The organism is Mycobacterium sp., assembly GCF_035623875.1.
Lineage (GTDB): Bacteria > Actinomycetota > Actinomycetes > Mycobacteriales > Mycobacteriaceae > Mycobacterium.
In genome coordinates, this window is the sequence record NZ_DASPSP010000232.1 from 1 (window position 1) to 12,805 (window position 12,805).

The window sequence follows — 12,805 nt, forward strand, 5'->3', positions numbered from 1 at the left end:
CGCGCCGGCCGCTCGCCCGACATGTGCGGGTCGGGGGCCGCAGTCAAGGCCGATTCTTCGGCGACGACGTGAATGACGACACTTATCGCCCGCTGGTCGCCATCGACACTGGCTGGGCACACGGCGTTACCGCAGCCGCACGCCAGCTGGTCGGCCCCGGCGGCGAGCGCGCCCAACGCGTCGGCGCGGCGCTGGGCGATGGTGCGCGGATCGTCATCGCACACTCCGTGAGCCAGCTGCGTCAACCGCCGGTCCAGCACCGCCGCGTCGGTCGAATACAACGTTCCCCATAGGTTGGTGGTGCCATCCGCGCCGTGCGGCGAGTCGATCACAACGTCGCGACCGCGGGCCGCCGCCCGGGTCCGCCGCAGCGCCGCGGGATCGTAACGATCGACAATGTCATCAATCGCTTGCTCGGCCTTGGCCACCGACAGCGGCCCGAACCGGATGGCCTCTTGGGCCAACGTCTTATCGGCCAAGTCCAGCGCCGCCTCGTCTTTGATCAGATCGGTGCGCCACACGATCGCGGCCACCAACCGCGCGCTGAGCATCCCGTCAACGAACAACGCCGCCACCTTGGGTAGCCGGTCGCGTAATGCGATGCTCAGATACATCTGGCCCGACGCCATGCCGTGGCTGACGTGCAACGCGGCGGCGACCTCGGCGGCCATTGAATCCCAGTTGTCGCACGACCACTGCGCGCAGTCAGTCGGGCCGTCGGCGCGTCGGCGTACTAGCTCCGCGATCGCCGCGAGCCGGCGTGCGGAGGCGGCCGCCTCGACGCAGGCCCACCCGGTGATCGCGGCGATCACCATGCTGTCGTCCGCGGTCGCCAGATCCGCCGATCCCAACAACCCTGCATCGAACATATGAGCGATCTTAGCCGCCTCCACTGACTAGCGGCGCCCGGAACCTCCAACCTGTGGACAAACTGCCGACTGTGGATAACTGGCAGTTACACCGCCACGGCTAGTGACGATAACCCGCGCAGCGTGACGTTCGGCTTGTAGACCGGATCACCGTCCAACCGCGCTCCAGGGAACCTCGTCGTCACCGCCGACAGCGCGACCGCCGCCTCCAGCCGAGCCAGCGGTGCGCCCAGGCAGTAGTGCAGACCCCGCCCGAACGACAAGTGCCGGAACGCTTTTCGATCTGGATCGAAGGTCTCCGGCTGCTCGAACTCGGCGGGGTCATGCTGCGCCGCGGCCAACAGGAGCAGCATCGTGTCGCCCTTGATTACCCGGGTATCCCCGATCGTCATGTCGTCGGCGGCGAATCGTGGCATTAATTGCACGGGCGGGTCGTAGCGCAGCGTTTCCTCGATGACCGCCGAAGCGCGATCTGGGTCGGCGCCCAGCGCGGCCCACTGCGTGGGGTGGCGCAGCATCGCCAAGACGGCGTTGGCGATCAGGTTCACCGTGGTCTCGTGCCCGGCGATCAGCAGCAAGCTGCAGGTCGCGGCGATCTCATCTTCGGTCAGCTGATCGCCGGATTCCTCTACCGCGATCAACCGCGACATCAGATCGTCGCCCGGACGTGAGCGGCGCTGTTCGATCAGGTCGTGCAGGTATTCCCGCAGCCACTGACCGGCGCCAATGCGCTCCTCCAAACCCTCCGCCGGCTCGCCGGTGACCGCGAAGAACGGGTCGAGCGCCTGCGCGAGCAGCGCCGACGCACGGCTGAACCCCGGCTCGTCCGCCAGCGGAACTCCCAGCAGTCGGCAGATGACCGCCACCGGCAGCGGGTAGGCCAGATCACCGATGACGTCGAACCGGCCCCTTTCGGCGATGCGGTCGAGCAATCCATCGACCAGTTGCGCGATGTCCGGTTGCAGCTCATTGACCACCTTGGGCACGAACGCCTTGCTGACCAGTTTGCGCAGCCGGGTGTGATCGGGTGGATCGAGAAACAGGAAACTGGGAGGTGCCATCGGGCGCGAAGCGCCAGCCCCCGCGAGCATACGTTGCACCACTGCCGACTTGAGCCGGTCGGAAGAGGACAACGGGTGGCGCAGCACCTCGTCGCAGTCCCGATAGGCCGAGAACACAGTGAGGTTGGAAACTGGCAGCTGCACTGGGCCGCACTCGCGGAACTGGCTGTAGACGCGATACGGGTCGGCGCGGTTGGCCGGGTCCAATAGCTGCAACAGCAATGCCTGCGGCTCGGCGACACTCGACACACTCGTCATGTACACATTGTGCAGGCCTTGGGAAGATGGCCACGCGATGCACGCCGCCAGGCTGGCGAACAGGGAGGTCGTGATGGACGGTAGATCGCTGGTCGTCGCGGTGGCTGTCACGATGATCGGCTGCGCCGGTTGCTCATCGCACCCCGCGATCAAGCCCGCACCCGGCACACTGCCCGCCGGCACCGCCGAACTCAGCGTGAACGGCGGCACCGCGCGGATCACTGACGCGGTGCAATGTGAGGCCATCGACTGGTTGCGAACAATCAGCACCGGCGACGAGGACTCGGGTGTGACCGTGATGCTGTCCAACGCGAACAAGCTGGTCGCCGAATTCGTCCGGTTCCGCAACTTCGACGGCTTCACCGGCAGCTATGACCGCCATCTGCAAGGCGAAGCCGCGGTCGCGATGACCGGTCCCACCTATCGAATCGCAGGTACCGCGGTCGGTTTCGCCGGCGCCAAGGCGACCGAGCGTACGACGGAATCCTTCGAGCTGCGAGTGTCCTGCTGACGTCGGTCAGCCACGCAGGAATTCGACGATGTAGCCGCCGAGCTCTTCGCCGGCGTCCTCTTGGAGGAAGTGCCCGGCATTATGCACGATCGGGTGCTCGATCCCCTGTGCGCCGGGCATCTCGCGCTGAAAGATCGGCGCCATTCCGCCAGTGATCGGGTCCCCGTCGCTGAAAGCCACCAACATCGGCGTCGAACTCGCGCAAAGCTTGGCCCATGCCGAGCGGTTGGCCGGTGCCGCCGGGTCATCCGGTGATGTCGGCACCAAGCCCGGCATGGCACGCGGCGCAGCGCAATAGGTGTCGTCCGGGAATGGCGCGTCATAGGCCGCGCGCACCTCGTCGCTCATCGGCCGGCGACAGCCGCCCTGCACGAACCGCCCGACATCGATCGACGGCGCCCCCTGGATCGCCTCGCGGAACCGCCACCAGATCTCCGGCATCGGGATATCTCCGGTCGGCAGCCCGGTATTGGCGACGACAAGCCTGCTGAAGCGTTCGGGATGCTCGGCGGCCAGGCGCAGTCCGATCAATCCGCCCCAGTCCTGCCCGACTAAGGTGACCCGGTGCAGGTCCAAGGTGTCGAAGACCAGTGCCCGAACCCACTCGACATGTCGCGCATAGGTGTGGTCCTCGATGCGAGCCGGCTTGTCAGAGCGACCGAACCCGACCAAGTCCGGGCAGACGACGCGATGCCCGGCCGCGGTCAGCACCGGAATCATCTTGCGGTATAGGAATGACCACGACGGCTCGCCGTGCAGCATGAGCACCGGATCGGCATCGTCCGGGCCGTCTTGCACCCAGGCCATCCGCAGCGTCCCGCCGTCGTCGTCTGAGACCTCGGAATAGTTTGGGGCATAGGAGAACTCGGGTAGATCCGTGAACCGGTCGTCTGGTGTTCGCAGCGTCTGCATGACTGTGAACATACGCCAGGTTCATTCGCCTTCCCGCAAATCGGCCAGGGTCGGATGTGCCATCAATCGATCCAGAAATGGACGGTGGCCTTTGAGGAGCTTGGTCCTGGCCTGCGCCACCGAAAACCAGCCGACGCGGTCGACCTCGGGGAAAGCCCGCACCCGCCCGGATCCTCTGGGCCATTCGAGTTCGAAGGTATTGCTGTGCGCATCGGCGAGGTCAAGATCGCCGCGCACGGCGAACGCGGTGACGACCTTGCCGCTGGGCTGCTTCAGCGGCGGAAACTCCATCCGCGGTCCGGCTGGCGGCGGCAGTCCGATTTCCTCTTCGAATTCACGCTGCGCGGCTGCCCACGGGTCTTCGCCGTGGGTGTACTCGCCTTTAGGAATCGACCAGACGCCGTCATCCTTGCGAGCCCAAAACGGCCCACCCGGATGGCCGATCAGGACTTCGACAACGTCGTCGCACACCCGATACAGCAGCAGCCCCGCGCTCAGCTTGGGCATCGCCAGCTGAGCCGAATTGCCCGGCTCCTCATCGCGCTGCGCACTCTGCATCGTCGCTGGTCAAACTCCAACCGCGCGTTCCAAATCTTTCAGCGAGCTTTCCAGATGACCGAGCAGCCGCTGCAGGTGCGGCACACTTCGCCGGCATCCGACCAGACCGAAATCGATGTTGCCGGCGTTGTTGGTCACCGTGATGTTCAACGCCTGCCCGTCCAGCGCGATCGACAGCGGATAGTTGCCGTCGAGCCGCGCGCCGCCCCAGTACATCGGCTCGGTTGGCCCCGGCACGTTGGAGATGACGATGTTGAACGGCGGTGGTGCCGACGAGACGAAGCCAGGAACCGCGGCGAGTCCCAGCGGCGCGATGAGGAAAGCCGACAACGCAAATGCTTGCAGCCGAGGCAGTTCGGAGAACACCTTCTTGTTGCCCCGCATCGATTCGCTGATTGCCTCGAGCCGCTTCGCCGGATCTTCGACGTCGGTGGCCAGGTTGCACAGGATGCTGCCGACCATGTTGCCGCCGCTGTCGGCTTCCTCGGCTGACCGCAGGCTCACCGGGACCATTGCGATCAGCGGAGTGTCCGGCAGCGCGTGCTGATCGAGCAGGTAGTGGCGCAGCGCACCGGCGCACATCGCGAGGACGACATCGTTGACGCTCACCCCGGCGGCCCGCTTGATGCTTTTGATGCGGTCCAGCGAATAGGACTGCGCAGCGGCACGGCGCGCGCCGCCGATCCGGACGTTGAGCATCGTGCGCGGCGCGGCGAACGGTAGCGTCAGTTGCTGTTCCACTAGCGCGGCACGCGCCAGGGACCACGTCGAAGGTCCAAACGCCGCAACGGATCCGGCGGCGTCCCTCAGCGTCTGCAACCGGGACCGGTTTGAGGAATGGCTACCGTTTCCGCGGCGTGGCAGGTTCCAGATCGGCCGCAGCTCCGGATCATCGGGATCGGTCGAAAATGTCCGCTGCATGAGCCTCAACGCGGAAACACCGTCGATCAATGAGTGGTGGAACTTGCTGTAGAGGGCGAACCGGCTGTCGTTCAGACCCTCAACGAAGTGCGCTTCCCACAGCGGGCGATGCCGGTCGAGCAGGCTGCTGTGCAGCCGCGAGGTCAGCTCGAGCAGGTCGCGAACCCGCCCCGGCGATGGCAGCGCCGAGCGCCGCACGTGGTAGTCGATGTCGACGTCGTCCGAATCGTCATAGGCCCAAGCGACATTGGCGACTCCGCCGAGAACCCAGGCAGGGCGCTTGCGGAAGGTGGGCTGAAAATCGCGGTTGGCGACCAGAGCGTCGTAGGCTTCCCGGGCAAATTCCGGTCCGGCGCCCTCCGGCGGCTCGAACAGTTGCAAGCCGCCGACGTGCATGGGGTGCTCGCGTGATTCGGTCAGCAGGAAAATCGAGTCGGTGGGCGACATCAGCTCCATCGCCCCATTAAAGCCCTGGGATGTGGCGGATTCGGCCGAATCCACGCGGACCAGCCGCTGGCCTATGGCATCAGAGGTGAAGGCCCGGAAGACCGGGAAGCCCCGGCAGACCCGGGCCGTGCGGGATGCCCGGAAGCGGGATGCCCGGTCCGTGCGGTCCAGGTATGGAACCCGGCCCAGGTGGCGGCCCCGGGGCCCACGGTCCGGGCCCGGGCATCGGGGGCGGCGGGCCTGGAGCCAGCGGCCCTGGTCCGGGCATCGGAGCCGGAAGCTGTGGCGCCGGTAGCGGAGCAACCGGCACAGGTATGACCGGCGCAACGGCCGGTGGCGGAGCGGCCGGGGCGGGCGCCGGCGCAGCTGGAGCAGCCGGGACGACCGCCGGAGCGGCCGGCGCCTGCGCCGGTTGAGGCACCGGCCTGGCCGGAACCACGACACTCTTCCCAAGGCTGGGCCGGTTACTGACCGATGGTCGGATGTCGAGCGCCAGCGAGATCGTCAGCGCCGCGACACCGAAGACGAAGAGCATCAGAACCCCGAGTGCGACCAAAAACGGCCGGCGGCCCGGCTCGGTTTCGTCGGCCACGAATCCCGCGTCTGCGACAGCGGTGTAGATGTGGGCTTCGTCTGGCGCGGCGCTGTCGGCCCGTTGTTGGCTGTCAGTGCCGTCAGCGCCGCCAGTGCCGTCGTGGACCGACATGACCGGGTCCGCGGCTCCGGTGCCGGGATCTTGGGCATAGGCCAGGGCGGAGGTTGACCAGTCGAACAGCGGTGCGTGCGCGGACGCCAGCGCCGCACCGCGCGCGAGCGCCGATTCGGGCTCGGTGGGCGCGCTGACGGTAAGCGGGGTGGCGGCGTCGAGTTCTGCCTTGATCATCCCGACGTCAACACCGTTGGAGCCCACCACGAACAGGCCCTGTGGACGTGGTTGCAGCCGGCCCGCGTCGGCGGCCAGGGCGGTGAGCTCAGCGACGGCGTCCGCGTCGTCATCCGGCAGGGACACTTTGCGAACGTCGGTGACCGAACCGTCCGTCGAGTCAACGACCGCCAGCGTCGCACAGTCCGGCTCGATGAAAAGCAACCCGGTGTGGGTGTAACCGATGGTGGTGCCGAAAGACTGGGCCAACGCGGCCGCAGCCAGAAAGGCCGAGACCAGCATGATGTTTTCCACCCGGTGGGCAGCCAGCGCATCGTGCAACGCCCCCGCCTCAACGGGATCCGCGTAGGTCAGGCCGGTCGACGCCAACCGATAGCCCCCCTGAGCGGCGCCTTCTCGGGTGCCCAGGATCGCTGCCATCACCTGATTGGCCGCGGTCGAGGTTGGTGAGTTGCCGATGGCCGCTGCGGTAGCGACCGGGAAACCGTCCCGGTCGACGGTGGCGCCGTCACCGTTTGTTCCTTCGACCAGCACCATCCGGACTGTCGAGGGTGCCATCGACATCCCGAGTACGACGTCCACGCCCTCCATGTCCTCCCAAGCCCCCAAGCAGATGTGCGCTGCGGAGTTCTGACTCACGACATCGCGACGCGCATGCCCCCCAGCGAGTCTGATGCCTTGACCCTACTCGGTAGAGCAACCCGCGAACGGAAGGCTGACCTTGGGATCAGCTGAGTAGGGCCAACCCCTCGCAGTAGGCGGCGGGGTCAATCTCGGTGTCGGCGAAGACCGACTGCACGACGTAGCCACACGGGTTCGACGCTGTACACGAAGGCGCGGCCGAAATGCGTCTCCAGCATCGGTCGGGACCGGCAGTCGGATTTGCTGCGCTCGGCGCCGCCGAAGCCCTGGAAGGACATGATCTTCGCCGGCTGACGGCCGCCTTGAAATACCGTCGCCTTGTCGACCAGCCAAACTTGTCGTCGCCGTCCTTATCATCGACCCATGCGCAGGGCATCCTGGCTAACCTCGGGACTCCCGGCATGAAAATTGCGCTGATCTTTCTCCCGCTTTACTTCGGGCTCATTGTCGGCGGCATCGGCCGTAGCCTCTGGTTGGGCTTGGCGGGAGCTACCTTCGGCATGTTGTTGGCGCTATTACTGCGGCGTGAGCGCCCGGACACCGGCATGACGGCAATTGACACCATGAGCGGGGTGGAGTTCGAGGGCTACGTCGCCGCGCGCCTGCGGCGTGCCGGCTGGCAGGTGGAGTTCACCTCGGCGACCGGTGACTATGGCGTCGACCTGATCGCCGAAAAGGACGGCCAGTGCGTGGCGATCCAGTGCAAGCGCCTCGGTAAATCGGTCGGTGTCGCGGCCGTCCAGCAGGTGGTCTCGGGTGCAGTGCACCACGGCTGCACCAGAAGCATTGTCGTGAGCAACCAGGAGTTCACGACTGCTGCAAGGCAATTGGCCTATACGCACCGTTGTCAATTGATTGGGCGCCGAGCATTGCAAGCCTGGGTACCGCCGCCCGCACAGACGGCGACTTAGCACCAACGAGCCGACGGCGAGAGAAGCGACCAGACAATACGGCGCAGCCCTGAATACAAGTATCTGTTGACTCCATTGGATTGGTGGCAACCAAGCTGGCTCTAAACCTCGCGGGAAAGCAATGGCGGTGGCGGAGGGATTTGAACCCTATTCAGCTACCTGGTCAGGGAGCCGAAATAGGCACTAGCTGCGGAAAAACATCACAGTAGTTCACATGAGCTAACTGTAACTGTGGCCAAATTGTGGCCAAATTGTGGCCACGAGGGCGATCAGAGATACCGAAGCAGGCGGACTACGTGTGGTCGTCAACGAATCGGCGACCAGCAAAGGGATTGCGGCGCGGCCTGCCCGCCACATACCGGTCAGCGATGCGCAGCGGTGGGATGTGGCTGTAGTCCATCTTTTTAAGCTCGGCGTTCTTGGCCTCCTGCTCGGCCCAGATGTTCTCCACGTAACGCTGCCGGGTCGTAGTACCCGCACGGGGAGGCGGGCCGTCAGAGTCTGCTCGGCGGATAACGTGGCACTGTCGCCGTTCGTCCGGCGCTGCCAAGCTGAATACGCTGCGCGCACTTCCCATGAATGCATCGGTTGGGACCGCAAGGATGTACCAGCGGGGCTTCCAGTCCGCCCTCCCGCCGAAGCGTTGCAGCGCAGCGCGCAACAGCGCCGGTCGGTGATTCCACCGCACCAGAGATAGACCATCGCCCTCGATGTGCACCAGCCCGTCGTCGTCTACCGATGCGGTGACAGGGGTGACCACCGACGGCTCCCGCATGGAATGGTTGAAATGAATCCAGTGGATCAGATGGCCCGGCGCGTATGAATCGCACTGCCTATCGGTGCCCGAAAGATCCCATATATAACCGGACATGGAAATCTCCATTGTTCCGAGCCTCCGCTTGGGAGGCGCTCTTGCCCGACACCGGTCGATGTCCTAGGCCGCTTCGTCATCCGAGCCACCCATGAGCGTGGGGTTGGCGTGCGTCTAGTCGGAGCTTGGCGACGGCAACTCGTGAAGCAAGGTCACTCTACGGGAACGAACCGACTCGGTGCTGGACAGAAGACATAGCCGCGAGGAAGCGCGCACCAGTGCATTCACTGGTTCAATCCCAGTACCGCGCACCATAGTTTATGCAGCTCAGAGGCTATTTTTGAAATCTTGGCTTGATGGCGTGCACACAACGTGCACAACAGCGCTGTCCGTGGCGCGGATCGCTGAAACCAGGAGTACCCCGGTCGCCGTGCTCCTGGTAGACGGGGCTGTTACCCGCAGCGCCTCAGTCTTCGGCTACGCGCAGGATCGTCTTGCCAGGGATGCGCTTGTCGGGAGCGAATGCGGCGGCAGCTTCGGCGAGTGGAAGCACGGCACTCACCACCGGTTTGAGGCGTCCATCCCGTACTCGCGCGGCGAGGTCGGCGAGCTGGGCGCGATCGGCTTCGACAACGAAGAAAACTGCCCGCCCATTCCGCGGCAGGGTCTTCGGCGGCTCGGCAATGGCGACGAGCGTTCCGCCAGCCCGCACGAGAGCCGCCGAGCGGGCCAGAATGTCTCCGCCGATCACGTCAAACACCACGTCGACTTCGCCTGCGTCCTCCAGCTTTTCGGTCTCCAGGTCGAGGAAGGTGTGGACGCCGAGCTCCCCCGCCCGGTCTCGATCTGCGGTCCGGCCGGTACCGATGACGCGCGCACCGACCTCGCGAGCGAGCTGCACCGCGATCGACCCAACCCCACCCACGGCGCCGTGGATCAGAACCGTTTGTCCGGCGGCGAGGCGGCCGTGGTCGAACAGGCCCTGCCAGGCGGTCAATCCAGAGATGGGCAGCGACGCGGCCACAGTATGGTCGATGTCGATTGGCAGCGGTGCGAGATTACGGGCTTCCACAGCGGTGTACTCCGCGAGCGAGCCGTTGCGGGCCCAGTCGGCGAGCCCGAACACCCGCTGACCGACGCTCAAACCGGTGGCGCCGTACCCCAACTCAACCACGACGCCCGACAACTCGTGGCCGGGCACGATCGGTGTCCGGTCACGACCCGCGTGGTCGATCCAAGTGTGCGGCCAGTCAAGCTCCGTGCGTGTGAAACCCGCGGCGTGCACCCGCACGACGACGTCGTTGTCGGCCGTCTGGGGGTAGGGCAGGTCCGTGAGCGACAGGCCAGCGACACCGGCCTCACGATCTGAAACAGTGATGGCTTTCATTACAGGTCCTTACCTGATGTGGGTTTTTGTTGTCGGCAGTGACGCAGTACCCGCTGGCATATGTCAGCTAACGCAGCATTTTGATGCGGAGCCGCCGCGCGGCGGCCTCGGCGTCAGCGCGGGCGCGTTGTGAGTAACGGCGCTGTGCCAGAACAGGAAGTACAGCACATGGGGAGGGAGCGTAATGAGTGAGGAACAGCGGCCTTGTGACGCCAGAACGGCGCGGCAGGCGTCCTGGGGTGGCTCAGGTTGCCAGCGGTGGGCAGTGACGCAAGTGGACGGCCATTGGGCGTGTAAGCAGCACGCGGAGAAGCCGCCGCCGAACGGCTGGAACGTGGTACCCCGCGCATGTGAAAGACCTGCAGCGAGCTATGAGCACCTGAGGTTTGGAGTGAGCCGCCGGGGCATGATGCCCGGCACGGCACGTGATGTTCGCCAGGCGCTTTCCAGGTGGGCAGCCCTGCCGTGGTGGTCAGCGTTCTTAGCTGACCGGTCAATCGATTCCGACCTGCACGCTGAACGCTGGCGGACGATGGAGCGGTGATGCGGTCAGGGCGTCGATGGCTTAGCAGCCTGCTTGTTCAAGCTGATCGAGTAGAACGCCCACCGGCTCGACGAATCGCGTCCATGACGCCCACCCATCGAGTCACTTCACGTGTCGAATGGGACCTCATGCGGGGTGGCGCTGTTCAACTTCATTGGGTGGGATTATGTCTTCCACCAGACGGTCAATGCGGGCAACATCTTCTTCCGAAGGCATCGTCTGCATCGTCCAGTCGACGGTGACCCGGTCAGGTTCATTGGGTGGGATTATGTCTTCCACCAGACGGTCAATGCAGGCAACATCTTCTTCCGAAGGCATCGTCTGCATCGTCCAGTCGACGGTGCTCATCACGGCTGCAGAACCGGCGGCTGCAGAGGCTGCAGAGGCGCTTGGTTCGTCGGGAATCTCGGAAATCCAGGTGGAAGTGGTATTTCACGGGTCCTAAGCCCACCGCCGCTGCGAGGAGTGGCGGAATCGTCGGCGCACGCCGACCCGACGACCCAGCCCTGACCGCCGTTGGCAGCCAGGGCGTTTGTCTCGGCGATATACGCCGTCGTGCCGGTACCAGTCGCCGGAATCGACCAGCCGCCTTGCGAATCGGGGATGCTGACGGCTGCCACGCACCCGCTGTCAGCACTGGGACCGCCCCCGCCGCAATTTCCCCCCAGGTCATCCGGGGGCGGAACATTACTGCACTGATTTACTGCCTCTGTTTCGGCGTCCTGCGCGTTCGGATAGTCCACTGCCCAACCAATGGCTCCGTCCTCCTCCGACAAAGCGAGGGCGACCCCGGTGCAAGAAGAAGGAAGTCCGAAAGGTCCTCCAAAGCAAAGGGGCGGGAAGGCCTGGGCCGGTGCCGCTGCGCTGAGCACGCCGGCGATCATGGCGGGCGCGCCGAGAAGCAGGGCGGCGGCCGCGATCCGGCCGCGTTGTGTCATTATCTCCGGCGCCGCGATCACATACGACATGTCGGTCCACCTCCCAGCAATCCCCTGGTTGTCACCTGCCCGGCGGTCCTCCACCCGTCAGAACAGAATGGCTTAATTGTCTCGCCGCGCTGCGGGGCGGCATACGTAGCCGACTACTCGACTTCCAACCACCTTCAAAGTTGGGGGGTGGGGCTCTTGTACTTCGGTAGCCCGAGCGCACACGAACAAATCGCCGCCGACCTTGACCTCGATGGGCATCGGCTCGAATTGAGGCTACGCAAAGAGATCCTCTGGGACTCCGAGACGGCGACCGACGCGGAAGCCCGAGCTATGGAAGTTCGGCTGATCAGGGAGCATGCTATCGGGCGTCCTGGCCGATGTGGTTAAAGCCAAGCGGCTGGCGGCCAATCCGGCCAAGGGCGTGGAGAACCTGCCCCGCAAGACGTGCAAGCGGCGCGTGTACTTGTCGGCGGATGACCTGTACCGGCTCGCTGACGAATCTGGCCAACACCGAACGCTAGTGCTGGCGTTGGCCTACACCGGCATCCGATGGGGAGAAGCGGTGGGGCTGCGGGTGCGCGACGTGGAGTTCCTGCGCCGCCGGCTCAACGTGATTGAGAACGCCGTGCAGCTTGGTGTTAACCACGGTAGGTCCGACGAAGGGGCGCAAAGCGCGGTCGGTTCCGGTGCCTGAGTTCGTGCTCAAGGAACTGGCAAGCCAGTGCGCCGGTAAGGAGCCGGGCGACCTGGTGTTTTCATACCAAGGCGGTGGCTATCTTCCCCGGCCTAAGTCCGACGGTGGATGGTTCACATCTGCGGTGAAAAGGGCCAAGCTGCAGGAGATCACTCCGCACCAGCTGTGGCACACGTGCGCATCCCTGGCCGTGTCGGCGGGAGTGAACGTCTTGGCGCTGCAACGCATGCTTGGCCACAAGTCAGCAAAGATCACTCTCGACACTTATGCGGACCTGTTCGACGACGATCTGGACGCGGTCGGAGTCACCCTGAATATGTGGCCACGGGGCGTATCCGAGGGTTGCTAGCAAACACAGAAACCCACATCTGCCTGCATAGATAGGCTGGGAGAAATGGCGGTGACGGAGGGATTTGAACCCTCGGACGGGGATTACCCGTCACACGCTTTCGAGGCGTGCTCCTTAG

The 12,805-nt window shown here is 65.0% G+C and carries 12 protein-coding genes, 1 pseudogene and 1 riboswitch; of the genes and pseudogenes, 3 read left to right on the forward strand and 10 right to left on the reverse strand.

The genetic code is table 11. The features are described 5' to 3' along the window. On the reverse strand, positions 1–869 hold an 869-nt coding region (locus VEI45_RS18985; protein ID WP_324855996.1), incomplete at its 3' end, for a DUF222 domain-containing protein. Positions 870–955: 86 nt separating this feature from the next. Further along, positions 956–2,188 carry a cytochrome P450 gene (locus tag VEI45_RS18990; RefSeq protein WP_324855998.1) on the reverse strand — a complete coding sequence of 411 codons (1,233 nt, stop codon included), beginning with the start codon at positions 2,186–2,188 and terminating at the stop codon, positions 956–958. Between the two features lie 73 nt (positions 2,189–2,261). Between VEI45_RS18990 and VEI45_RS18995 the strand changes: the two genes are divergently transcribed. Further along, on the forward strand, positions 2,262–2,699 hold the full coding sequence (locus VEI45_RS18995) for a lipoprotein LpqH (RefSeq protein ID WP_324856000.1): 438 nt from the start codon (positions 2,262–2,264) through the stop codon (positions 2,697–2,699). A 6-nt stretch (positions 2,700–2,705) separates the two neighbouring features. Here VEI45_RS18995 and VEI45_RS19000 read toward each other — a convergent pair whose 3' ends face one another. The 4 genes from VEI45_RS19000 to VEI45_RS19015 all read right to left on the reverse strand — a co-directional run bounded on the left by VEI45_RS19000 (position 2,706) and on the right by VEI45_RS19015 (position 7,011). Continuing rightward, the gene (locus VEI45_RS19000) at positions 2,706–3,611 is read right to left on the reverse strand and encodes a haloalkane dehalogenase (protein WP_324856002.1); all 906 of its coding nucleotides are present in this window, start codon (positions 3,609–3,611) and stop codon (positions 2,706–2,708) included. Positions 3,612–3,632: 21 nt separating this feature from the next. After that, positions 3,633–4,118 (reverse strand): NUDIX domain-containing protein, encoded by a 486-nt coding sequence (locus tag VEI45_RS19005; RefSeq protein ID WP_324856020.1) that lies wholly within the window; start codon positions 4,116–4,118, stop codon positions 3,633–3,635. Positions 4,119–4,178: 60 nt separating this feature from the next. After that, entirely contained in the window at positions 4,179–5,546 is a 1,368-nt protein-coding gene (locus tag VEI45_RS19010) for a wax ester/triacylglycerol synthase family O-acyltransferase (protein WP_324856004.1), read from the reverse strand. Positions 5,547–5,616: 70 nt separating this feature from the next. Further along, a complete protein-coding gene (locus tag VEI45_RS19015) occupies positions 5,617–7,011 on the reverse strand; it encodes a DUF7159 family protein (protein ID WP_422656388.1) in 1,395 nt (464 codons plus the stop codon). Between the two features lie 254 nt (positions 7,012–7,265). On the opposite strand from VEI45_RS19015, the gene VEI45_RS19020 reads away from it, so the two are divergent. Further along, positions 7,266–7,973 carry a restriction endonuclease gene (locus VEI45_RS19020; protein WP_324856008.1) on the forward strand — a complete coding sequence of 236 codons (708 nt, stop codon included), beginning with the start codon at positions 7,266–7,268 and terminating at the stop codon, positions 7,971–7,973. 292 nt (positions 7,974–8,265) lie between these two features. On the opposite strand, the gene VEI45_RS19025 is transcribed toward VEI45_RS19020, so the two are convergent. The 4 genes from VEI45_RS19025 to VEI45_RS26495 form a co-directional block, all read right to left on the reverse strand. Continuing rightward, positions 8,266–8,844: a hypothetical protein gene (locus VEI45_RS19025; RefSeq protein WP_324856010.1), complete on the reverse strand. Its 579-nt coding sequence runs from the start codon at positions 8,842–8,844 to the stop codon at positions 8,266–8,268. A gap of 32 nt (positions 8,845–8,876) precedes the next feature. Further along, a riboswitch (SAM riboswitch) is annotated at positions 8,877–8,991 on the reverse strand. Between the two features lie 259 nt (positions 8,992–9,250). Beyond that, positions 9,251–10,171 (reverse strand): NADP-dependent oxidoreductase, encoded by a 921-nt coding sequence (locus tag VEI45_RS19030; RefSeq protein ID WP_324856012.1) that lies wholly within the window; start codon positions 10,169–10,171, stop codon positions 9,251–9,253. Between the two features lie 670 nt (positions 10,172–10,841). Next, on the reverse strand, positions 10,842–11,063 hold the full coding sequence (locus VEI45_RS19035; RefSeq protein WP_324856014.1) for a hypothetical protein: 222 nt from the start codon (positions 11,061–11,063) through the stop codon (positions 10,842–10,844). Beyond that, positions 11,063–11,683, reverse strand: a complete 621-nt coding sequence (locus VEI45_RS26495) for a DUF4189 domain-containing protein (RefSeq protein ID WP_414687529.1) — start codon at positions 11,681–11,683, stop codon at positions 11,063–11,065. The genes VEI45_RS19035 and VEI45_RS26495 overlap by 1 nt, the downstream gene beginning before the upstream one ends. A gap of 316 nt (positions 11,684–11,999) precedes the next feature. Here VEI45_RS26495 and VEI45_RS26500 point away from each other — a divergent pair. Next, positions 12,000–12,687 (forward strand): annotated as a pseudogene (locus tag VEI45_RS26500) (tyrosine-type recombinase/integrase); the annotation flags it as partial. Between the last annotated feature and the right edge of the window lie 118 nt (positions 12,688–12,805).